21 protein-coding genes are annotated in these 22,554 nt (G+C 71.1%); 17 read left to right on the top strand and 4 right to left on the bottom strand.

The genetic code is table 11. The features are described 5' to 3' along the window. The first annotated feature begins 124 nt into the window (after positions 1-124). The gene (gene ffh, locus DEJ27_RS05770; protein WP_110859103.1) at positions 125-1,675 is read left to right on the top strand and encodes a signal recognition particle protein; all 1,551 of its coding nucleotides are present in this window, start codon (positions 125-127) and stop codon (positions 1,673-1,675) included. A gap of 74 nt (positions 1,676-1,749) precedes the next feature. On the opposite strand, the gene DEJ27_RS05765 is transcribed toward ffh, so the two are convergent. From DEJ27_RS05765 to DEJ27_RS05755, 3 genes are all read right to left on the bottom strand, one after another. After that, positions 1,750-2,997, bottom strand: a complete 1,248-nt coding sequence (locus DEJ27_RS05765) for a 26S protease regulatory subunit (protein ID WP_111090485.1) — start codon at positions 2,995-2,997, stop codon at positions 1,750-1,752. A 128-nt stretch (positions 2,998-3,125) separates the two neighbouring features. Next, complete coding sequence (locus DEJ27_RS05760) at positions 3,126-4,229, bottom strand: tetratricopeptide repeat protein (RefSeq protein WP_146244652.1); 1,104 nt, start codon at positions 4,227-4,229, stop codon at positions 3,126-3,128. A 253-nt stretch (positions 4,230-4,482) separates the two neighbouring features. After that, the gene (locus DEJ27_RS05755; RefSeq protein ID WP_181430100.1) at positions 4,483-5,622 is read right to left on the bottom strand and encodes a glutamate--cysteine ligase; all 1,140 of its coding nucleotides are present in this window, start codon (positions 5,620-5,622) and stop codon (positions 4,483-4,485) included. Between the two features lie 119 nt (positions 5,623-5,741). Here DEJ27_RS05755 and aroA point away from each other — a divergent pair, with 119 nt between their 5' ends. From aroA to trmD, 8 genes are all read left to right on the top strand, one after another. Further along, positions 5,742-9,032 carry a 3-phosphoshikimate 1-carboxyvinyltransferase gene (gene aroA, locus DEJ27_RS05750; RefSeq protein ID WP_111090483.1) on the top strand — a complete coding sequence of 1,097 codons (3,291 nt, stop codon included), beginning with the start codon at positions 5,742-5,744 and terminating at the stop codon, positions 9,030-9,032. Further along, positions 9,029-10,207, top strand: coding sequence for an acyl-CoA dehydrogenase family protein (locus DEJ27_RS05745; protein ID WP_110859099.1), 1,179 nt, complete (start codon positions 9,029-9,031; stop codon positions 10,205-10,207). The genes aroA and DEJ27_RS05745 overlap by 4 nt, the downstream gene beginning before the upstream one ends. 88 nt (positions 10,208-10,295) lie before the next feature. Further along, a complete protein-coding gene (locus DEJ27_RS05740) occupies positions 10,296-11,141 on the top strand; it encodes an SDR family oxidoreductase (RefSeq protein WP_110859098.1) in 846 nt (281 codons plus the stop codon). Between the two features lie 4 nt (positions 11,142-11,145). Then, complete coding sequence (locus DEJ27_RS05735; protein ID WP_111090482.1) at positions 11,146-13,281, top strand: FAD-dependent oxidoreductase; 2,136 nt, start codon at positions 11,146-11,148, stop codon at positions 13,279-13,281. Positions 13,282-13,445: 164 nt separating this feature from the next. Continuing rightward, the gene (gene rpsP / locus DEJ27_RS05730) at positions 13,446-13,859 is read left to right on the top strand and encodes a 30S ribosomal protein S16 (protein WP_027465884.1); all 414 of its coding nucleotides are present in this window, start codon (positions 13,446-13,448) and stop codon (positions 13,857-13,859) included. Between the two features lie 3 nt (positions 13,860-13,862). Beyond that, positions 13,863-14,099 (top strand): RNA-binding protein, encoded by a 237-nt coding sequence (locus DEJ27_RS05725; protein ID WP_017888258.1) that lies wholly within the window; start codon positions 13,863-13,865, stop codon positions 14,097-14,099. A 19-nt stretch (positions 14,100-14,118) separates the two neighbouring features. Then, entirely contained in the window at positions 14,119-14,664 is a 546-nt protein-coding gene (rimM, locus tag DEJ27_RS05720; RefSeq protein ID WP_171907871.1) for a ribosome maturation factor RimM, read from the top strand. Positions 14,665-14,669: 5 nt separating this feature from the next. Further along, a complete protein-coding gene (gene trmD, locus DEJ27_RS05715; protein ID WP_111090481.1) occupies positions 14,670-15,362 on the top strand; it encodes a tRNA (guanosine(37)-N1)-methyltransferase TrmD in 693 nt (230 codons plus the stop codon). A 149-nt stretch (positions 15,363-15,511) separates the two neighbouring features. On the opposite strand, the gene map is transcribed toward trmD, so the two are convergent. Further along, positions 15,512-16,303 carry a type I methionyl aminopeptidase gene (gene map / locus DEJ27_RS05710; RefSeq protein ID WP_111090480.1) on the bottom strand — a complete coding sequence of 264 codons (792 nt, stop codon included), beginning with the start codon at positions 16,301-16,303 and terminating at the stop codon, positions 15,512-15,514. A 168-nt stretch (positions 16,304-16,471) separates the two neighbouring features. Here map and rplS point away from each other — a divergent pair, with 168 nt between their 5' ends. The 8 genes from rplS (at position 16,472) to dprA (ending at position 22,531) form a co-directional block, all read left to right on the top strand. After that, positions 16,472-16,828 (top strand): 50S ribosomal protein L19, encoded by a 357-nt coding sequence (rplS, locus tag DEJ27_RS05705; RefSeq protein WP_017888254.1) that lies wholly within the window; start codon positions 16,472-16,474, stop codon positions 16,826-16,828. Between the two features lie 122 nt (positions 16,829-16,950). Then, positions 16,951-17,694: a signal peptidase I gene (gene lepB, locus DEJ27_RS05700; protein WP_110859094.1), complete on the top strand. Its 744-nt coding sequence runs from the start codon at positions 16,951-16,953 to the stop codon at positions 17,692-17,694. Further along, positions 17,691-18,398 (top strand): ribonuclease HII, encoded by a 708-nt coding sequence (locus DEJ27_RS05695; protein ID WP_110859093.1) that lies wholly within the window; start codon positions 17,691-17,693, stop codon positions 18,396-18,398. The genes lepB and DEJ27_RS05695 overlap by 4 nt, the downstream gene beginning before the upstream one ends. Before the next feature lie 45 nt (positions 18,399-18,443). Next, positions 18,444-18,767, top strand: a complete 324-nt coding sequence (locus tag DEJ27_RS05690) for a DUF2469 family protein (RefSeq protein WP_017888251.1) — start codon at positions 18,444-18,446, stop codon at positions 18,765-18,767. 117 nt (positions 18,768-18,884) lie between these two features. After that, entirely contained in the window at positions 18,885-19,235 is a 351-nt protein-coding gene (locus tag DEJ27_RS05685; RefSeq protein ID WP_017888250.1) for an Lsr2 family protein, read from the top strand. 151 nt (positions 19,236-19,386) lie between these two features. Further along, entirely contained in the window at positions 19,387-19,776 is a 390-nt protein-coding gene (locus tag DEJ27_RS05680) for a YraN family protein (protein WP_051596761.1), read from the top strand. Further along, positions 19,773-21,296 (top strand): YifB family Mg chelatase-like AAA ATPase, encoded by a 1,524-nt coding sequence (locus DEJ27_RS05675; RefSeq protein ID WP_111090479.1) that lies wholly within the window; start codon positions 19,773-19,775, stop codon positions 21,294-21,296. Before DEJ27_RS05680 ends, DEJ27_RS05675 begins: the two co-directional genes overlap by 4 nt. Next, complete coding sequence (gene dprA, locus DEJ27_RS05670) at positions 21,293-22,531, top strand: DNA-processing protein DprA (RefSeq protein ID WP_111090478.1); 1,239 nt, start codon at positions 21,293-21,295, stop codon at positions 22,529-22,531. Before DEJ27_RS05675 ends, dprA begins: the two co-directional genes overlap by 4 nt. Positions 22,532-22,554 lie beyond the last annotated feature (23 nt).

The following is a 22,554-nucleotide window of genomic DNA, read 5'->3' as shown; positions in this document are numbered from 1 at the left end:
TGTGCTCGACCTCCACAACGGTTGCGACGGTGGGGCTCGGCGCACCGGTCTGACTGACCGAGGGCGTCCTCCTGCGGTGAACGGACCGGTGGTGGCGGCGCGATCCTTGTAGAATCGACGGATCATGGCGCAATTCGGTTCACTCTCCGATCGGCTGACCGAGACCTTCCGCAATCTGCGGAGCAAGGGTCGGCTGACTCCGTCCGACGTCGACGGCACCGTCCGCGAGATCCGGCGGGCGCTCCTCGACGCCGACGTCGCGCTCGAGGTCGTCAAGGCGTTCACCGCATCGGTGCGCGAGCGTGCCCTCTCCGACGAGGTCAACAAGGCGCTCAACCCGGCGCAGCAGGTCGTCCAGATCGTCAACGAGGAACTCGTCGGCATCCTGGGCGGGCAGCAGCGGCGGCTCGAGTTCGCGAAGAAGCCGCCGACGGTCATCATGCTGGCGGGTCTGCAGGGTGCCGGTAAGACGACCCTGGCCGGCAAGCTCGGCAAGTGGCTCAAGAAGGACGGCCACACCCCGATGCTCGTCGCGGCGGACCTCCAGCGTCCGAACGCCGTGCAGCAGCTGCAGGTCGTCGGCGAGCAGGCCGGCGTGCACGTCTTCGCGCCCGAGCCCGGCAACGGTGTCGGCGACCCGGTCAAGGTGGCCAAGAACGCCATCAAGGCCGCGATCGACCAGCAGTACGACACCGTCATCGTCGACACCGCCGGTCGACTCGGTGTCGACGCCGAGCTGATGAAGCAGGCCGCGAACATCCGCAAGGCCGTCGACCCGGACGAGGTCCTGTTCGTCATCGACGCGATGATCGGTCAGGACGCCGTCAACACGGCCCGTGCGTTCCAGGAAGGCGTCGACTTCACCGGTGTCGTGCTCTCGAAGCTCGACGGTGACGCCCGTGGTGGTGCTGCCCTGTCGGTGGCCAGCGTGACCGGCCGCCCGATCATGTTCGCGTCGACGGGTGAGTCGCTCGACGACTTCGAGCCGTTCCACCCGGACCGCATGGCGAGCCGCATCCTCGACCTCGGCGACATCCTGTCGCTCATCGAGCAGGCGCAGGGCGCCTTCGACGAGGAAGAGGCACGCAAGGTCGCGGACAAGATCGCGACCGACAACTTCACGCTGAACGACTTCCTGCAGCAGATGCAGCAGCTCCGCAAGGCCGGCTCCATCAAGGGCATGCTCGGCATGCTCCCGGGAGCCAAGGGCATGCGCGAGGCGCTCGACAACTTCGACGAGCGCGAGATCGTTCGCACCGAGGCGATCATCCAGTCGATGACGCCCCAGGAGCGCGAGCTCCCGAAGCTCCTGAACGGTTCGCGTCGTCTGCGCATCGCGCGCGGTGCCGGATCGACGGTCACCGAGGTCAACGCCCTGGTCAACCGCTTCGAGCAGGCCGCCAAGATGATGAAGACCGTCGCCCGCGGTGGCGTGCCGCAGATGCCGGGCATGGGTCCGATCCCGGGCATGCACGGCGGCAAGAAGCAGCAGCAGGGCGGCAAGAAGAAGTCGAAGGTGGGCAACCCGGCGAAGCGCGCGGCCTTGGCTGCCGGCGCGGCGGCTGCGCCGCAGCAGGCCCCGCAGGGGTCCGGCCTCGGCCTCGGGGGCGCCAAGGGCGGCAAGGCACCGACCGAGGAAGAGCTCGCGTCGCTGCAGAAGTTCCTGGGTCGCTGACGCGGCTCGCGATCGCGACCACCTGACGGACGGGAGGCCCGGTGCCAGCTGGCACCGGGCCTCCCGTCCGTCACTCAGCGCTTGGACTTCTTGAGGTACGCCCGCAGGTCGGCGTACGTCCCGTCGTCCTCGCCGAACAGGACGACGCTCCGAGCCGTCTCGAGCCAGGCGCTCGTGGAGGGCCGGACCTCACTCAGGGCGGCGAGCAGATCCGGCATCCCGATGAGCCGTGCAGTGCCCGTCGTGATGCTGTCCATGAGCGCGTGCTCGGCGGCGACCTCGCACACGTAGGCGATGTCCGCACCGGAGAATCCCTCGGTCCGCTTCGCGAGCGCTGCGGGGTCGATGCCCTCGACCGGTCGGTCGCGGAGGTGCCCGCGGAAGATCGCTTCACGTGCCGGGGTGTCCGGCGGCAGGACGAGCACCGTCCGGTCCAGCCGACCCGGACGACGGAGCGCGGGGTCGACGTCCCACGGCTGGTTCGTCGCAGCCAGCACGAACACGCCCTCGTTCCCGCCGTCGACGCCGTCGAGTTCGGTGAGCAGCTGGTTCACCATCCCGCGCACGTGCGAGCTGCGGGTCTGGCTCCGTCGCTGGCCGAGCGCGTCGACCTCGTCGAAGAACACCACGCACGGTGCCGCAGCGCGTGCGGCCTCGAAGACCGCCCTGATGTTCTGCTCGCTCGCGCCGAGGTAGGGGTCGAGGACGTCGGTGATGGAGACGCTCATGAAGCGTGCGCCGAGCTCGCCGGCGACGGCACGGGCGATGAACGTCTTCCCGCACCCCGGAGGGCCGTACAGCAGCAGACCGCCACGGAGGCTCTTGCCGTACAACGCTCGGAGCTCGGGGTTCGCGAGTGGGGCGAGGAACGCGACGGTGAGCCGCTGCTTCACGGCCTCCATCCCGCCCACGTCCCCGAACCGGACCTCCGACGGCTCGACCGAGAACGCCGACGGCAGGTCCGGGTCGGGAGTCGAGTCCTCGACGAAGGACGGTTCGACGATGTGCTCGACCTGCTGTTCCGCCGCGTGCCAGTCGAAGTCGGACGGCGCACCAGCGGTGGGAGCGTCGGTCGGTGCGTCCGCGGGGAGTGCCGTGCCGGCGCGCGGGCGCAGCACCGCGAGCATGAGGGCGCCCGCCGCATCGTCGGTCGGTGCGATGGCGAGTGCGGCCGCCGCTTCGGCGGTCGCCTCGGCCGGACGTCCGGCTTCGAGGAGCAGACGACCGAGGTGGACACGCAGTGCGACGTCGTGGGGCGCGCTGTCGACCGCGCGTCGGAGCGCGTCGATCACCGGGTCGTCGTGAACCGGGTCATCGTTCATCGGGAGTCCTCTCGGAGCGGTCGGTTCGGTGGTGTCGCGCGACGCGGCGGTGGTGCGGTTCGGTCGTGGAGGTGAGCGCGTCGCGCGGACGTCCGGCCGGGCACAGTTCGGTCGCCACGGCGAGCCCGTCACCCGTCGTCATCGTCGTCCTCGTGCACCGGTGGGCGGGTCCTCGGGAAGGCGCGCAGGATGCGCTTGATCAGCACGGAGGCGATGACGACCCCGACGAGCACGAGACCCTGTGCGACGAGGGCGACGACCGGTGGGAGGAACAGCCCGGTCACGGAGATCGCGGTCGCGACACCGAGCACCAGCGCCACGAGTCCCCAACCCGGTACCGCTCGTCGAGCGACCGAGAGGAGGAAGGCGAGGCGAGGCCGTGCCTCGGAGGTGAACCGGAGGGCGATGAAGGCGATCACGGCGAGGGCGATCACCGGCGGGAAGGTGGTCGCCCAGCGCTCCATCGCCGGATCCCCGCTGTCGATCGTCGCCAGGAACTCGAAGCCGGTGAACACTGCGGCGCCGCCGAGGGCCACCCCGATCCGGCCGAGTGGGTTGACGACGCCGACCATGAGGTTCCGCAGTGCTGTGGCGTCCGTCGGGTTCGTCGACAGGATGCCCGCGAAGACCAGCGCGGACTCGCTCTCGTGGCCACGCCGGAGCCGTGACACCGCCAGGTTGTGCCGTGCCCCTCGGTCCTCCGGAGCGAGCGCGAGCCCCCGGCGGTACGCGTCCTGCGCTTCCCGTTGCCGTCCGACGGCGAGCAGGAGGTCGCCGTGCTGGCGGTGCACGAACGGTTCGGTGGGAGCCAAACGGACGGCCTCGAAGCTCGCCCGCATCGCCTCCAGGCGGTTCTGCTCGCCGAGCCAGAGGGCATCGACTCGCGCAGCGTGCGCCTGCCACGAGCCCGGGTCGGCGGCGACCGAACGGCGGGCGGCCTCGACGGCTCCGATCCGGTCCCCAGAGCGGAGCAGGGCGGTCGACAGCACACGGAGGGAGGTGCTGTCACCCGGCGCGAGAGCGACCGCTCGTCGAGCAGCGTCGCACGCCGCGTCCGGCTGGTCGAGCGCGAGCAGCGCCAGGGCACGCACGCGCTGTCCGGCGATCGATTCGCCTTCGTCGTGTTCCGCCGCAGTGACCTCGGCGAGTGCCTGTTCCGGCCGGCCGGCGTCGACGAGCGCGCCGGCACGGATCACCGTCGCCGGTCCGCGCTGTGCTGCCTCCCCCGCCACAGGGGAACTGTAGCGTTCGCCGTGGACTGCCGGTGCCCCCAGGACGGGAGGCCCGGTGCCAGCTGGCACCGGGCCTCCCGTCCGTCGTCCGGTCGCGTCGCGACGTTCCTTCCCATCGCACGCGCGATGGAAAGTGAAATCGGGCGTACCTGGTCGAAAGAAACGACGAGGTACGCCCGATTCGACCCGGTACGCCCGATTCGGCCGGGTACGCCCGATTCGGCCGGGTACGCCCGACCCGGGCCGGTCGCGGCTAGAGCGCGTGGCGGAACTCGGTGACCAGGTGGCGGACCACGGCGCGCAGGTCGCCGCCGTTCTCCTGCGCGACCCGCAGCTGCCGCTGGTACGAGGCGCCGCGCTCGATCATCGTGTCGAGGTGGTGCAGTTCGTCGAGGCAGCCGAGCCGTTCGGCGATCGGGTCGAGCCGCTGCACCAGGTCGTGCACCTCGTCGGTCACGAGCCGCTCGTCGCCGGCGACGTTCGTGATGATCTCGGCCTCCATGCCGTAGCGGGCCGCGCGCCACTTGTTCTCGCGGATGAACCACGGCTGCATGGTGGGCAGGGTCTCACCGGCGTCGAGCCGGTCCGAGCAGGCGGTGACCAGGCACTGCACGAGCGCGGTGACGGCGCCGACCTCGTGCAGGGTCGAGATGCCGTCGGACACCCGGTTCTCGAGGGTGCCCCAGCCCGGTGACGGTCGGATGTCCCAGCGCAGGTCCTTCACGCCGTCGATGACGCCGGTGTGCGTGAGGTCGCCGACGACCTCTTCGAAGTTCGCCCAGGCGCCGAGCTGCGGCGGGAGTCCGCCGGTCGGGAGCTGCTGGAACATGAGGGCGCGGTTCGAGGCGTACCCGGTGTCGGTGCCGCCCCAGAACGGGCTCGACGCGGTGAACGCCTGCAGGTGCGGGACGTAGGCGAGCATCGCGTTCATGATCGGGACCGCCTTGTCGCGGTCGTCGATGCCGACGTGCACGTGCACGCCCCAGATGAGCATCTGGCGTCCCCACCAGCGGGTGCGGTCGATCAGGGTCGTGTAGTGCTCGCTGTCCGGGGTGATCTCCTGCTGGTCCCACACCGCGAACGGGTGCGTTCCCGAGCACATCACCTGGGCGTCGAGCGGTTCGGCGGCGTCGATGACCTCGCCGATGATGCCGGACAGCTCGCTCGTCGCAGCCCCCACGCGGTCGTGGACGCTCGAGACGACCTCGACCGTGTTGGTCAGCAGCTCCTCGGTGACGCGGTCGTGGTCACCGAGCCGCTCGTGCACGGCGGCGATGACGGCGGGGGCACGGGGCGCGAGGTCGCCGGTCGCCCGGTCGACCAGGGGGAGTTCCCACTCGACGCCGATGGTCGACGGGCGGGACTCGGTGAAGCGGATGTCCATGCCGTCCATCCTGCCCGGGTCCTTGTCGGACACGCACAACGAAGCGGTGTCCCGATCGTGCGGATCGTCCTGCAACTAGTTCCACTCCGGGCGTACCGTTGAAATGTTCCTACAGGGAAGAGGTACGCATGCAGTTGGTGGTGCGCGGGACGAACGCCCCGCTCGTCGGAGAACTCGACATCCCGGTCTCGAAGTACCACGCGCACCGCGCGCTGGTGCTCGCGTCGCTCGCGAAGGGGACGAGTGTCGTCTCCGGGGTCAGCGCGACGCGACAGGTCGAGTGGACCGTGGGCACGCTCCGCGCGCTCGGCGTCGACGTCAAGCGTCGTGGGAACGCGTACCACGTGACCGGACTGGGCGGCCGGTACCAGGCGACCGACATCGTGGACCACGGGTCACGGGGTGCCGACGGACTGCTCAACATGGGGTCCTCGGGCACCACGCTCTACTTCATGACCGGGCTCGCCTCGCTGGCCGACCGCCCGATGACCCTGTCCGGCATGAAGTACTTCCAGCGCCGCCCGATCAAGGCGCTGCTCACCTCGCTGACGCAGATGGGGGTGGAACTCGAGGCGACGAACGACTGCCCGCCCGTCACCGTGCAGCCGAGGCGTCCGCGTGGCGGCGACGTGACGATCGCCGGCACCCTGTCGCAGTGGGTGTCCGGGCTGCTGCTGGTGGCACCGTTCGCCGAGCACGAGACCCGGATCCACATCACCGGCGGGCGGCTCAACGAGCAGCCCTACGTCGAGCTCACCGTGCGGATGATGCGGCAGTTCGGCCTGACGGTGGAGGTCTCCGACGACTGGCTCGAGTACCGGATCCCGGCGGGCCAGCAGGCCACCCCGCACGACTACGTGATCCCGCCCGACATCGGCTCCGCAGCGTTCGGCATCGCGGCGGCCGGCACCCGCCAGTCGAACGTGCTGCTGCGCGGCATGACGGCCACGACGACGGCCGAGACGGACCACCCGGAGAGCGAGTTCCTGGACCTCGCGACCGCGATGGGTGTCCCGATGCGGATCGACGAGGAGACCGGCTTCGTCCGGATCGAGCACGACGGGTCCCCGCTCCGGCCGCTCGACGTCGACTGCCGTCCGATCCCGGACCTGCTGCCAGTGCTGTCGACGATGGCCACCTTCGCCGAGGGGACCAGCCGACTGTGGAACGTGGCCCACATCCGGCTGAAGGAATCCGACCGGGTCGCGGCGATGCTCCAGCTGAACCGGATGGGCGGCCGCGCCGAGCAGGGCGCGGACGAGCTGCGGGTCACCGGCGTCGGCGCGGCCGGGTTGCACGGTGCGCCGATGTCCTCGTTCAACGACCACCGCGTGCTGATGTCCCTCGCGGTCGCGGCGTCGGGTGCCGACGGGGTGTCCGGCCTGACCTACCCGCGTGCCTACCGGATCTCCTACCCGACGTTCCTCGAGGCGATGAACTCCGTCGGGCTCGACATGTCCGTCGGCGACCGGCTCGCAGCCCAGGTGGCGCGGGACGACCGGATCGACGCCGCAGAGGCCGACGGGGTCCGCACGCACCTGGGCACGCCTCCGGTCGGCACGGCCACCGCGGACGTCGAGACGTCGACGGTGCCGGAGCCCGCCGACCGACTGGGCGGCCAGCCGGTCGGCCAGCCGGTTGCCCAGGGCGCCGCGCAGCCTGCCGCCGCGCAGCCCACCGCCCCGCGGCCCGCCGTCGCCGTGCCCGAGCTCGCCGGCGTCGACGCCGACCCGCTCGTCCTGAGCGAGCGGGTCCGCGCGCTGTCGCAGACCGACCCCGACGGCCTGGCCGTGATCGAGGTCGGCGGTGCGACCCCCGCGAACACCACGTGGAAGGAGCTGCAGGACGAGGCGGACCGGGTCTCCGCCCTGTTGCTCGAACTCGGCGTGCGCACCGGTGAATCCGTCGCGATGCAGCTGCCGAACTGGCGCGAGTTCGTGTCGATCACCCTCGGTGCGATCCAGATCGGTGCCGTCGCGACCCCGATCATGCCGGTGTTCGGTCCCCGCGAGACCACGATGACGCTGGCTCGTTCGAAGGCCCGCGTGGTGTTCCTGCCGAACGTGTTCCGGAAGCGCCGTCCCGCGCTCGAACTCCTCGACGTGATCGACGAGGCCGCCGCGCAGGACCGCCGCCTTGCGCTCGAGCACGTCATCGTGCTCCGCGCCGAGGCCCGCGGGCAGGGGGACACCCCGACGAACCAGCCGCCGCTGCCCGCCGACGCCCTGGAGCGGGTCGTGGCGAGCGACTGGCACTGGCGCTACTTCGAGAACGCCCTCGCCGCCGTGCACGTCGACGTCGACGAGATCGCGTCGCACGCTCCCGGGCCGGACGACGTCTGCCAGCTGCTCTTCACCTCCGGCACCACGGGGGAGCCGAAGGGCGTGCAGCACCCGCACCGCACGCTCGGGCTCGCGACCGCCATGCACGTGGCGCAGTCCGGTCTGACCAGCGCCGACCGCATCTACATCCCGTCCCCGCTCGCCCACCAGACCGGGTTCCTGTACGGCATGCTGCTGGCGTTCCGGCTCGGTGCGCCGCAGGTCATCCAGCCGGTGTGGGACGGCCGGGTCGCACTCGAGCAGGCGTTCGGCGTCGCCCGGGCGTCCTTCGTGCAGTGCGCGACGCCGTTCCTGACCGACCTCGTCGACCTGGTCGAGGCCGGTGCTCCGCAGCCCGAGTCGCTCCGGATCTTCGTGCCGACGGGCGCCGCGGTGCCCCGTGCACTGGCCCAGCGAGCGAGCACGGTGCTCGGCAGTGCGATCCTCGGCGCCTTCGGCACGAGCGAGACGTGTCTCGGGGCCCTGTCCAGCCCGAGCGACGATCCCGCCGACGCGTACGGCCACGACGGCCGGGCGCTGCCGGGCATCGCGATCCGCATCGTCGACGACGCGGGGATCGAGCTGCCCGCCGGTACCGAGGGCAACTTCGAGCTGCACTCGCCGACGATGTTCGCGGGCTACCTCGACCGCCCGGACCTGACCGACGACGTGTTCACCGCGGACGGCTGGTACCGCACCGGCGACCTGGCGAAGGTCGACGAGAAGGGCTTCCTGTCGATCACCGGACGCGTGAAGGACGTCATCAACCGCGGCGGCGAGAAGATCCCCGTCGTCGAGATCGAGAACCTGCTGTACCAGCACCCGCTGGTCACGGACGTCGCGATCGTGGCGATGCCGGACGAGCGGCTCGGTGAGCGTGCCTGCGCCTGGGTCGTGAACGCCCGCGCGGACGAGCCGCTCGACTTCGCCGGGATGCAGCAGTACCTCGACACGGCCGGCGTGAGCAAGTACTACTGGCCGGAACGACTCGAGTACACCACCGAGCTGCCGCGCAACGCGGTCGGCAAGGTCCAGAAGAACACCCTGCGCGAGCAGGCGGCCGCGCTCGTCGCGACGAAGGAGAACGAGACACGATGACGACGGTCGAGCAGACGAGCACGGGCTTCGACGAAGCCGCCTTCCAGCAGCTCAAGGCCGAGGTCACCGAGTGGGTCCGCGGCCCCGGCGAGGAGTGGGCGGACGAGATCGAGCGCACCGGCCGGGTCGCCCCGGAGCTGTTCCAGGAGCTCAAGGAGAACGGGTGGCTCAGCCTCGCCGCCCCGACGGAGCTCGGCGGACGGGCGATCCCCTTCTCGCGGTACCTCGAGATCATGGAGGTCATCTCCCGCTCGCACGCTTCCATCCGCATGCTCGTGCACGTCATCAACGGCACCTGGCGCGCGATGGCCCCCTACGCGACGCCGGAGCAGATCGAGCAGGTCGTCAAGCCTTCCGTCGCCGGTGACACGCTCGTCGCGTTCACCCTGACCGAGGCCACCGCGGGCACCGGAGCGGACATCCGCACGACGGTCCGACGCGAGGGCGACACCTACGTGATGAACGGCGAGAAGCACCTCATCACCTTCGGGGTCAAGGCCGACCACTGGCTCATCGCCGCTCGGCTGGAGGGCACCACCGGCCAGGACGGCACGGTCGCGTTCCTGATGCCGAACAGCGGGCTGCCGGGTGCCGAGGTGATCGACGACTCCGACACCATGGGCATCCGTGGCACCGACCACGCGATCCTGCGGTTCACCGAGACCCCGATCCCCGCCAGTGCCCGCCTGGGCGACGAAGGCCAGGGCCTCGAGGTCGCGCTCGGCGGCTTCCTGCTGCCGAGCCGGGTGTCCGTCGCGATGAGCGCCGTCGGGCTCGCCGAGCGGGCGAACGAGCTCGCCGTCGAGTACGCGAACAAGCGCGAGACGTTCGGCAAGCGGCTCTCCAGCCGCCAGGCGATCCAGTTCTACCTGGCCGAGAACTACGCCGACATCGCCGCGGCACGCGCCCTGGTGCTCGAGGCCGCGCGCGCGTACGAGGAGGACCGTCCCGACGCCGGCACCCTCTCCAGCGCGTCGAAGATGATCGCCGTCGACATGCTCGCCCGCGTCACCGACAAGGCCCTGCAGGTGCACGGCGGTCAGGGCTACTGGAAGCGCAACGCCATCGAGCGCGTCTACCGCGACGCACGCGCGCAGCGCTTCGAAGAGGGCACCAACGAGATCCAGAAACTGATCGTCGGCCGCGCCGTCGTCACCGGCCAGGCCGGGTTCTAGACCGCAACCCAGTACCGGACGGGAGGCGCGGTGCGGGCCCGCCCCGCGCCTCCCGTCCGTCACCCACCACCGTCAGCAAAGGACTGCAGTGACCGACTCCACCAACGCTCCCATCGCACTCATCACGGGTGCCTCGCGCGGCATCGGCCGCCTGCTCGCCCAGAAGCTGGGCCAGCGCGGCGTCACCGTCGTCGTGACGTACAAGGGCAACGCCGACCTGGCCGAGGAGTCCCTGGCCGACGTCAAGGCGGCCGGCGGCGACGGCATCACGGCGCAGGTCGACATCGAGCAGCCGGAGTCGATCGACGCCCTGTTCGACCTGGTGCGCGACACCTACGGACGCCTCGACATGTTCGTGGCGAACGCCGCCGCCAGCGCGTTCAAGCCCGTCGCCGACCTCAAGCTGCACCACCTCGACCGCAGCTACGCCACGAACGCCCGCTCGTTCGTGCTCGGGGCCCAGCGCGCCGCGGAACTCATGGACCGCGGCGGTCGCATCGTCGTGGTGACGTCGTACGGATCGCTCCGGGCGTTCCCGACCTACGCCGCACTCGGTGCCGCCAAGGCCATGAGCGAGGCGTACATGAAGTACATGGCGGTGGAGTTCGGTCCGCGCCAGATCACCGTCAACGCGGTGAACGGCGGCCTCATCGACACCGACTCGCTCGAGTACTTCTACACGAAGGTCCCCGGCCAGGCGCCGATGGACACCGTGCTCGAGAAGCTCCCGCTGCAGCGCCCCGGGACGGCCGACGACATGGCCGACGCCGTCGACTTCCTGCTGTCGGACAAGGCCGGGTACATCACCGGGCAGGTGCTCTCGGTGGACGGCGGTCTGACGGTCATCGCCCCGCCGTACTGGTCGGACACCACGTCGCCCCTCCGCGACGCGGTGCTGCCGGCCGACGCTCCGGGCGCGGACACCGCAGAATAGGCGCATGAGCAGCGTCGCTTCCGCCCCCGTCGTGCCGGAGTCCCTCCGGACCGTCGCGTCACCATGGACCCTCGGCCCCCTGCACCTGGCGAACCGGGTGGTGATGGGGTCGATGCACACCGGGCTCGAGGTGCACGACGACGGCGGAGCCGGCATGGCCGCCTTCTACCGCGAACGGGCGGCCGGCGGGGCGGCGTGCATCATCACCGGCGGCATCGCGGTCAACGACGAGGCGCGCGGCGGTCCGGACTTCGCGGTGTTCGGCGTCGGGGGAGCCGACGAGCGGTTCCGGGTGGCGGCCGACGCCGTGCACGACGAGGGCGGGACTATCCTGGCGCAGCTGTTCCACGCCGGGCGGTACGCGCTCGCGTCGGGCATGGTCGACCGGCACGGCGACCCGCAGCGCGTCGTGGCACCCTCGGCCCTGCCGTGGGCGGCCGCCCGCGGCGTGGTTCCGACCGAGCTGACGTCGGCCGAGGTCGAGCGGACCATCGAGGACTTCGCCGCCGCTGCCCGCACCGCCCGCGCGATCGGGTTCGACGGCGTCGAGATCATGGCGTCCGAGGGGTACCTGATCAACCAGTTCCAGTCGCCGCTGACGAACCTGCGCGACGACGAGTGGGGCGGCGATGCGGAACGGCGTCGGCGCTTCGCGATCGAGGTCGTCCGGGCCGTGCGCGCCGCGGTGCCCGAGCTCGCCGTGACGATCCGGCTGTCCGGCGCGGACCTGATGCCCGGCTCGTCGACCGATGACGAGGTCGACGCGCTCGTGCACGACCTGCTGCCGCTCGGGCTCGACGGCATCTCGGTCGGCATCGGCTGGCACGAGTCCCGCACCCCGACCGTGCAGGCCTCGGTGCCGCACGGGGCCTGGCTGGCGTACGCGGCACGGATCGCCGCGGTGGTGCGCTCGTCCGCGTACCCGGACGTCCGTGTGATCGCCTCGAACCGGATGACGGACCTGCGCGACGGCGAGGCCGTGCTCAGCGACGGCCTGATCGACGCCGTCGCCCTCGCCCGGCCGTTCCTCGCCGATCCCGCCATCGTGTCGCGCTCGCTCGCGGGCGGGTTCGCACTGGTGAACACCTGCATCGGCTGCAACCAGGCATGCCTCGACCGTTCGATCATCGGCGCACCGGTGTCGTGCCTCGTGAACCCGCGGGCGGCCCGCGAAGTGGCCTTCCCCGCACGGCCGACCGCGGACCCGAAGCGCGTCGACGTCGTCGGTGGCGGACCGGCAGGGCTCGCCGCCGCGGTGGACGCCGCTCGCCGGGGCCACGACGTCACCGTCTGGGAGGCGTCCGACCGCCTCGGCGGCCAGTTCGGCCTCGCCGCACTCGTCCCGGGGAAGGAGGACTACGCCGCCACGGTGCGGTCCGCCCGTGCCGAGCTCGCCGAGCGGGGCGCCACGATCCACCTCGGACGCCCGGCCACGGCTCGGGACCTCGTCGACAGCGACGCCGTCGTGCTCGCGGCCGGGGTGGTCCCGCGGAGCATCGACGTCCCCGGCAGCGACCTGCCGCACGTGCTGTCCTACGAGCAGGCACTCCGCGAGGGGGTCGGCGAGGGCACCGTCGCGATCATCGGTGGCGGCGGCATCGGCGTGGACACCGCGGCGTTCCTGACCGAGTCGCCCGACGAGGTCGTCCGGGCCGCCGAGTTCGCGGCCCGCTGGGACCTCGACGTGTCCGAGGAGCTCGTCGGCGACGTGCCGCAGCGGCTCCCCGCGGCACAGCGCACCACGAGGCCGGGGTCGCAGGTGACGGTGCTCCGGCGTTCGGGCAAGTTCGGCCAGGGGATCGGCATCACCTCGCGCTGGGTCGCGATCGGTCGGCTGCGGGACGCCGGGGTTCGGATGGTCGGCGGCGTGCAGGAGTACCTGCGCATCGAACCCGGGGTGCTCTGGATCCGCGACGAGCACGGGGACGAGGTCGGCGTACCGGCGGACACCGTCGTGGTCTGCGCCGGGCAGGAGCGCGCGACCGACGCCGAGGGCGACGCGCCCGACGGACTCGCCACGGGCCTCCAGGCCGCCGGCGTGCCGTACGCCGTCGTCGGCGGCGCGCGGGACGCACGGAGCGTGGACGCGGTTCGGGCGACGTCCGAGGCCCTCGAAGCGGTGCGGCGCCTCGCGCCGTAGCGAGTCGGCTCGCATCACGGCCGGGAATCTGCAAGAATGAACGGTCGAATCGCCGCAGCTCGACCCTCTATCCAGCTGTGAGCGATCTCTCTCGAGCTTTCGCCGTGTGTGCCCCCACGCCCGCGGTTCCAGTTCAACCACAACGAAAGCAAACAGGAGCAATTGTGGCTGTCAAGATCCGTCTGAAGCGTCTCGGTAAGATCCGTGCGCCCTACTACCGCATCGTCGTCGCCGACTCGCGCACCAAGCGCGATGGTCGTGTCCTCGAGGAGATCGGTCAGTACCACCCGACCGAGGAGCCCTCGGTCATCAAGATCGAGTCCGAGCGTGCGCTCTACTGGCTCGGCGTCGGCGCGCAGCCGACCGAGCAGGTCGCGGCCCTCCTCAAGCTGACCGGCGACTGGGCCAAGTTCAAGGGCGAGAAGGACACCGAGTCCAAGGTCAAGGTCGCCGAGCCGAAGCCGGCCTTCCAGGTCGACTCCTCGAAGAAGGCCGTGCTCAAGCCGAAGTCGGAGAAGACGGCTCCCGCCGCCAAGGCCGACGACGCCGAGACCGCCGACGAGACGACCGAGGCGTAGTCCTTGCTCGAATCCGCGCTGACGCACCTCGTCAAGGGGATCGTCGATCACCCTGACGACGTGCGCGTCGCCAGCTCCACCTCCCCACGCGGCGAGGTCCTCGAGGTGCGCGTGCACCCCGAGGACCTCGGCCGCGTGATCGGTCGCGCCGGGCGCACCGCCAAGGCGCTCCGCACCCTCGTCACGGCCCTGGCCGACGGCAAGCGCGTGCGGGTCGACGTGGTGGACACCGATTCCTAGGGAGACGACCCAGCTCCGGGTGGGTCGAATCACGAAGGCGCACGGGCTCAAGGGCGGCATCAAGCTCGAGCTCTACACGGACGACCCGGATCGTCGGTTCACCCCGGGCGCCACGTTCACGCTCCAGGTCCCCGACGACTCACCGTGGTCGGGCAAGACCCTCGAGCTGGACGAACTGCGCTGGTACAACGGTCACCCCGTCGCGTTCTTCGCCGGGATCGACGACCGCACCGCGGCCGAGTCCCTGGCGCGCATCATCCTCTGGGTCGAGCAGGACGCCGACGCCGAGACCGGTGAGGACGACGCCTGGTACGACCACCAGCTCGTCGGGCTCAAGGTCCTGCGTGACGGCGTCGAGGTCGGCACGGTCGCCCGTGTGGACCACATGCCCGCCCAGGACCTGCTCGCGATCGACACGCCGTCCCGCGGCGAGGTCCTCGTGCCGTTCGTCTCGGCCATCGTGCCGGCGGTCGACATCGCGGCCGGCACCGTCACGGTCACGCCGCCGCAGGGGCTGTTCGAGGACCCCGAGGACACCTCGCGCCCCGAGACGGTCACGGACTAGTCCCCGTGCGGATCGACATCGTCACGATCTTCCCGGAGTTCTTCTCCGTGCTCGACGTGTCCCTGCTGGGCAAGGCCCGCTCCGGCGGTCTGCTCGACCTGCACGTGCACGACCTGCGGTCGTGGACCACCGACCGGCACCGCACCGTCGACGACACCCCGTACGGCGGTGGTGCCGGCATGGTGATGAAGCCGGAGCCGTGGGCGCAGGCGCTCGAGGCGCTCTTCCGGCCCGACGGCTCGTCGACCCTGGTGGTCCCGACGCCGGCCGGCACGCCCTTCACGCAGTCCATCGCGCGGTCGCTCGCGTCGACGTCGGAGCACCTCGTGTTCGCCTGCGGGCGGTACGAGGGCATCGACGCCCGCGTCTTCGAGTGGGCGTCGACGCACGCCACCGTCGTGGAGCTCTCGCTCGGGGACTACGTGCTGAACGGCGGCGAGGTCGCCGCGATGGCGATGATCGAGGCCGTCGGTCGACTCGTCCCCGGGGTCGTCGGCAACCCCGAGTCGCTGGTCGAGGAGTCCCACGAGGACGGCCTGCTCGAGTACCCCTCGTACACCAAGCCCGCGTCGTGGCGCGGCCTGGACGTCCCCGACGTCCTGCTCAGCGGGCACCACGCCCGCGTCGGTGCCTGGCGGCACGAGCAGCAGCTGGAGCGGACGCGGCGCGTCCGTCCGGACCTGCTGCCGCCTGCGTGATCGGCTGGCGCGTCTGCCTGCTGAACGCGTTTCGGGCTGAGCGACACTCCTCGCGGTTCGTTCCGCGTGAACTGTCGCTGAGCACGAAACCCGGCCCCGCCGGGTCTGCCTGGAGGCACGGGGCGGGCCCGCACCGTGCCTCCCGTCCGTCAGACGGTCGGGTCGGCGCGCTGAGCGCGACGCAGGGTCAGGACCTCGGGGCCGGCCTCGGTGACCGCGACCGTGTGTTCGACGTGCGCGGCACGTGAGCCGTCGACGCTGCGCAGGGTCCAGCCGTCATCGTCCTGGTAGAGCTCGTCGGTCGTCTGCATGAGCCACGGCTCGATCGCGACGACCAGCCCCGGTCGGAGCTTCAGGCCGCGACCCGGACGGCCGTCGTTCGGCACGTGCGGATCCCCGTGCATCGTGCGACCGACGCCGTGCCCGCCGAACTGCAGGTTCACGTCGTGACCGGCCTCGTGCGCGACGTGACCGATGGCGTGCGAGACGTCGCCGAGCTTGTTGCCGGGAGCCGCCTGGGCGATGCCGGCGGCCAGCGCTCGCTCGACCGTGGCGATCAGGGCCTGGTCCTCGTCGCGCGGCGTGCCGACCTGGACGCTCACGGCGGAGTCCGCGACCCAGCCGCCGACGCTCGCGGCGAAGTCCAGGCTCACCAGGTCGCCGTCCTGCAGGGTGTGGTCGTGCGGCAGCCCGTGCAGGGCGGCGTCGTTCACCGAGGTGCAGAGGTTCTTGCCGAACGGCGACATGCCGAACGACGGGTGGTAGTCGACGTAGCAGCTCTCCGCCCCGCGTTCGGCGATCATCCTGGCCGCGACGCGGTCGAGGTCGAGCAGGTTGACGCCGACGTCGACGGTCTCGAGCAGCTCGTCGAGGACGTCGGCCACGAACCGGCCGGCGACGCGCAGTCCGTCCAGCTCGGCGGGGGTGCGGAGTTCGCTCATGGGTCCATCCTCGTCGTTTTGTCTCCCGCGCTCTCTGTGGCAGTATTGAACGCTGTGCCCTGGCTGGACTCTGCCACGGGGGAGTCGCCGACACCGGGCACGCACCACCACTTTCCGAACCTTCGATCCGCGGCGACCCGTGCGCGTCCGCAGAGAGTGAAACCCACCATGAGCCAGCTCCTCGACAACGTCGACGCAGCATCGCTGCGTACCGACGTCCCGGACTTCCGCCCCGGCGACACCATCAAGGTGCACGTCAACATCATCGAAGGCACGCGCTCGCGTATCCAGGTCTTCCAGGGAGTCGTCATCGGCCGTCAGGGCCACGGCATCGGCGAGACCTTCAAGGTCCGCAAGGTGAGCTTCCAGGTCGGCGTCGAGCGCTGGTTCCCCGTGCACTCGCCGATCATCGACCACATCGAGATCGTCACGAAGGGTGACGTCCGTCGTGCGAAGCTCTACTACCTGCGCGAGCTCCGCGGCAAGGCGGCCCGCCGCAAGATCAAGGAGAAGCGCGACGCCTGATCGCCTTCACAGTGAACGTCCGCGAGCCGGACGGCGCTGCGAGCCCCTCGTCCATGTACGGTTGTGCATCGACGGGGGGCTCTTCCCATTGCGGGGAGTCAGTGGTTCGAACGAGAGCGGAAATGACGGACACGACAGAGGATTCCGGGCGCAGGCCACGTGCTGAGAAGCAACGGAACGGAGTCCTCACATTCCTCCGCGACCTCGTCATCATCTTCATCGCGGCACTGCTCGTGTCGTTCCTGGTCAAGACGTTCCTGATCCGGTCGTTCTACATCCCGTCGGCGTCGATGGAGAACACGCTGCAGATCAACGACCGGGTGATCGTCAACGAGCTCGTCCCCGGCGCCGTGGCCCTGAAGCGGGGGGACGTCGTCGTCTTCAAGGACCCGGGCGGCTGGCTCACCGGGTCCGAGGTGCCGAGCGTCACGCCGGACACCCAGCCCGCCAAGGCCATCGACTGGCTCCTCACGCAGGTCGGGCTCGGCACCGGTGACAGCGACGACCACCTGATCAAGCGCGTCATCGGGCTGCCGGGCGACAAGGTGTCCTGCTGCAACGACCTCGGACAGATGTCGGTCAACGGTGTGCCGATCAAGGAGCCGTACCTGAAGCTCCCCGCCGGCGCCCCGGCCTCGGCCACCGACTTCTCGGTCACCGTACCGAAGGGCACCATCTGGGTGATGGGCGACAACCGGAACGACTCGAAGGACTCCCGGTACAACGGCGACACCCCGTCGAAGGGCTTCGTCCCGATGTCCGACGTCACGGGCCGCGCGTTCGTCATCTCCTGGCCGGCGAGCCGCTGGACGTGGCTCGACGACCACCCCGAGGTGTTCGCCGGCGTGGAGGAGCGCGACGAGTGACCGCCGTCCGTCCGTCGCTCCGGGTCGAGAAGCGTCTGCTCGCCGAGGGCCGCGTGACGGTCATCGGCATGGACGAGGTCGGCCGTGGCGCCATCGCCGGTCCGGTCGGCGTCGGTGTGGCCGCGGTGACGCTCGACATCGGTCGTGTGCCCCAGGGACTCGCCGATTCCAAGCTGCTCTCCGAAGCGCGCCGGACCGACCTCGTGCCCGTCGTGCAGCGCTGGGCACGCACGGCGGTCGGCATGGCATCGGCGGAGTTCGTCGACCAGCAGGGCATCGTCCCGGCCCTCGGCGCGGCCGGTGCGCAGGCGCTCGGCTCCCTGGTCGCCGACGGGGTGTCGCTCGACGGCGCGGTGGTGGTGCTCGACGGCTCGTTCGACTGGTTGAGCCGCGCCCTGCCCGAGGCGCTCCGTCCGGCCGCCGATCCGCTCGAGGTCGTCGTCCGGGTCAAGGCCGACCGCGACTGTGCCTCGGTGGCTGCTGCGTCGGTGGTGGCGAAGGTCGCTCGTGACGCGCTCATGATCTCGGCGCACGACGAGGCTCCGCACTACGGGTGGGTGTCGAACAAGGGCTACGGGTCGACGGCGCACTACGACGCGATCCGGACGATCGGTGCGCACGCACTGCACCGGAAGTCCTGGCTGCACCAGGCCTCGAGCGTCGCACTGGACGGGTTCGACGAACTCGACGCCGTCGCGGGTTGAGCCCGTCGTCCGCTCGGCCCTCCGTCGCCGTAGACTGTGGGCGCAATGGATGAGGACGAATTCGACGACTACGACCGCGAGGTCGAGCTGGCCCTGTACCGCGAGTACCGAGACGTGGTGTCGCAGTTCCGTTACGTGGTCGAGACGGAGCGCCGTTTCTACCTGGCGAACGAGGTCGAACTCGTGCGCCGTGACACGGAGCACGACTTCTACTTCGAACTGACGATGAACGACGTCTGGGTCTGGGACGTCTACCGTTCCGACCGGTTCGTCAAGGGTGTCCGGGTACTCACGTTCAAGGACGTGAATGTCGAGGAACTCACGACGCGGGAACTCGAACTGCCGAAGGAACTCGCACTCGACGAGTGATCGTCAATTTGCTTTCTTCTGCTTCTTTCTCGGTGAATCGCCGCTGATCCGAACCGGCGGTGAATTGTTCGCGCTATTCTGATGGGGATTCAACCGCCCCACGAACAGGAGCACCCCATGGCACAGAAGGTCACCGTCCAGCTCGTCGACGACCTCGACGATTCCCCCATCACCACCGGTGAAGGTCGGACGGTCGAATTCGCGTTCGACGGCTCGTCGTACGAGATCGACCTGTCGAACGACAACGTCGACAAGTTCCGCGAGGCGATCTCCGACTACATCGCCGCAGCGCGCAAGGTGTCCGGTCGCCGAACCGGCGGCGGTTCCGCCCCGAAGTCCGCGCCGAAGCGCGGCAACTCGGAAGAGCTCGGCAAGATCCGCGAGTGGGCCAAGGAGAACGGGTACGAAGTCTCGTCCCGCGGCCGCATCTCGACGCAGGTGCAGGAAGCCTACGCAGCAGCGCACTGACGCTCGTCGCAGCAGGACCCGGGTGATCTCGATCGCCCGGGTCCTTCTTCTTTCCTCCACAGGGGCAATTCGCGGGCGCTGATTCCACAGACTCTCCGACTCCGCCGATCGGGGTGTTCGTTCCGGCGATCGTTGTCGTGGAGGCAACGACATGGAACAAGACGTGCAACGTCCACCGGGGCGGTCGCTCCGGAATGGTCGACTCGGACGATTCGGTGAAGAACGAGCGGTGGTCTGGCTCGAAGCGCGGGGATTCCGCGTGCTCGAGCGGAACTGGCGATGTGCCCGCGGCGAGATCGACATCGTCGCGTGGGATTCCTGCACGCTCGCGTTCATCGAGGTGAAGACCCGTTCCGGGGCCGCGACCGGCCACCCGTTCGAGGCGATCACCGCCGCGAAGCTCACCCGGATGCGGCGACTCGTGCCCGAGTGGTTCGACGCGCATCCCGAGGTCTCGGCGCGCGCGGTCCGGGTGGACGTCGTCGCGGTCCACGTCGACGGTCCCCGCACCGTCGTCGAGCATCTGGCGGGTGTGTTGTGACCGGCATCGGGCGCGCTGCCGCGGTCGCGCTCCTCGGGGTCACCGGTCGTCGCATCGAGGTCGAAGCGCACCTGACCAGTCAGCTCCCGGCGTTCAGCATCATCGGTCTGCCCGACACCTCGCTGGGTGAGGCACGGGAACGCGTGCGATCCGCGGCGGCGAACGCGGGGTGCCCGCTGCCCGCACGTCGGATCACCGTGAACCTGACCCCGGCGGCGATCCCGAAGCGCGGTTCGGGGTTCGACCTCGCCATCGCGATGGCCGTGCTCGCGGGTGCCGGTCTCGCGCCGGACGTCTCGGAGCGCATCGTCTACATCGGCGAGCTCGGCCTCGACGGGCGGGTGCGTCCGGTCCCCGGGGTGATCCCGATGCTGGTCGCCGCGCGCGACGCCGGTGCGGACCGCGTCGTGCTGCCCGTCGGCAACCTGACCGAGGCCCGCGTGGTCGGCGGGGTGCGGATCCGGGGCGTGGACTCGTTGCGGGCGGCGGCGATCGACGCCGGGGCGCTCCTGCCGGCGGTCGAGGTCGATCCGGTGCTGCCGGTCCCGGTCACGTCGGTGCCGCGTCCCGTGGCCGAACTGTCGGACGTCGTGGGGAACCCGGTCGGCGTCCGAGCACTCATCGCCGCGGCGGCCGGGGGACACCACGCACTGCTGCTCGGGCCACCGGGCGCGGGCAAGACCATGCTCGCCGAGCGGCTGCCCGGGTTGCTGCCCGACCTCGACGACGAGACCGCGCTCGAGGTCGCCGCGGTCCGGTCCGTCGCCGGGCTGGGTCCCGCCTCGTGGAGCACGAAGCCGCCGTGGGAAGCCCCGCACCACTCCGCGTCGGCGGTCTCGCTCATCGGCGGCGGCTCGGGGGTCCTGCGCCCCGGCGCCGTGTCGCGCGCCACCGGGGGCATCCTGTTCCTCGACGAGGCGCCGGAGTTCCCGCGGGCCGTGCTCGACGCGCTCCGGCAGCCGCTCGAGTCCGGTCGGATCACGATCCACCGTGCGGCGGGCGCGGCCGAGTTCCCCGCACGCTGCCAGGTCGTCCTGGCGGCGAACCCCTGCCCGTGCGGCAACGCCGGTGGTGCGCACGGGCAGCCGTGCGAGTGCTCGCCGAGCACCGTCCGCCGGTACCTCGGCCGGATGTCGGGGCCACTGCTCGACCGGATGGACATCCGGGTGCTGGTGCCCCGGGTGACGACGGGTCGGATGCGGGACGCGGACGGCAGCACCCCGACGACGGCGGTCGCGCGTGCCGCGGTCGCGGCAGCCCGCGCCCGGATGGCGGAGCGACTGCACGGGACGGGATGGTCCCGCAACGCCGAGGTCACCGGGACGTGGCTCCGGGCCGAGGGGCGCATCGAACCCGGGTCGACGGCAGACCTCGACCGCGCACTCGACCTCGGCACCCTGACGATGCGCGGCTGGGACCGCGTGATGCGACTGGCGTGGACGCTGGCCGACCTCGACGCGGTGGAGCGGCCCACGGGTGCGCACGTCCGCGGAGCCCTCGCGCTGCGGAGCGCCCTGTGATCGCGGCGGGCACCGAGCTCCTCGACACGGTGGCGCGCCTGCTCGGGCCGAGCGGTGCGGCGGTCGACCCGGTGCAGGCCGCGGCCCGCGTCGCGTGGTCGGCCATCGTCGAGCCGGGGGACTCCGTCGCCGGAGAGCTCCTCGCCGGACTCGGACCGGAGCGCGCGCTCGGTGCGGTGCTGCTCGCCGCTGACAAGGACTTCGATCCGCTGCTGGGATGTTGCGTCGACGCCGAGGTACCGGGCGCCGAGGACCCCGCGGTGCTGCTCGGTGTGCTGCAGACCGCGGTGGAACGCTGGCGGCCCCGGCTGGCCGCCGTCGAGGTGGGCGACGTGCTGGCGGCGGCGGGAGCGGTCGGAGCCGGTCTGCTGGTCCCCGCGAGCGACGGGTGGCCGTCGGCGATGGACGACCTCGGTCCGCACGCCCCGGTGGTCCTCTGGACGCGCAGCTCGGGCGTGTGCCTCGGCGACGGGAGGCCGGCGCTCGGCGTCGTGGGGTCCCGGGCGAACACGGTGGCCGGGGCCGAGGCCGCGGCGGAGATCACGTCGACGGCGGCGGACGCCGGGTGCCGCATCGTGAGCGGGGGTGCCTACGGCATCGACGCGGTGGCGCACCGTGTCGCAGTCGCCGCCGGGACGCCCACGATCGCGGTCCTGGCCGGTGGCATCGACCAGCTCTACCCGGTGGGGAACGCGCAGTTGCTCCACAACGTGGCCCGGCAAGGGGCGTTGCTCGCCGAGTCGGCACCGGGGACGCGACCGACGCGGTGGCGCTTCCTCGCCCGGAACCGACTGATCGCCGCGCTGGCCGACGTCACGGTCGTGGTCGAAGCAGGCGCCCGGTCCGGGGCCCTCAACACCGCCCACCACGCCGCACAGCTCGGCCGGCCCGTGTTCGCGGTGCCGGGAGCGTTCGCGTCCTCGGCGTCGGTCGGGTGCCATCGACTCATCGCACAGGGGCGGGCACAGATCGTCGTGCACCCCGGGGATCCGGTCGCGGCGGTGAGGCCCGCGACCGGGACGAGCGGGGGAGCGGTGCGCGACGAACCGCTCCTGTCCGGCAGGCAGGATCCCGAGGTGCTCCGGGTGCTCGACGCGCTCGGCCGTCGCGCCCTGCCCGAGGCCGAGATCGCCCGCCGGGCCGGGATGTCGACGGCCGACGTCGCCGACGCGCTCGCGCTCGCACAGCTGCAGGGACTCGTCGTCGCCAGCGGCGGCGGGTGGGGTCGGGCATGACGTCCGGTCGCCGTACGCTGGCG

The organism is Curtobacterium sp. MCPF17_018 (genome assembly GCF_003234135.1).
GTDB classification, from domain to species: domain Bacteria; phylum Actinomycetota; class Actinomycetes; order Actinomycetales; family Microbacteriaceae; genus Curtobacterium; species Curtobacterium flaccumfaciens.
The sequence above is the reverse complement of the archived record's forward strand: the minus strand, read 5'-3'. Positions and strand labels throughout refer to the sequence as shown.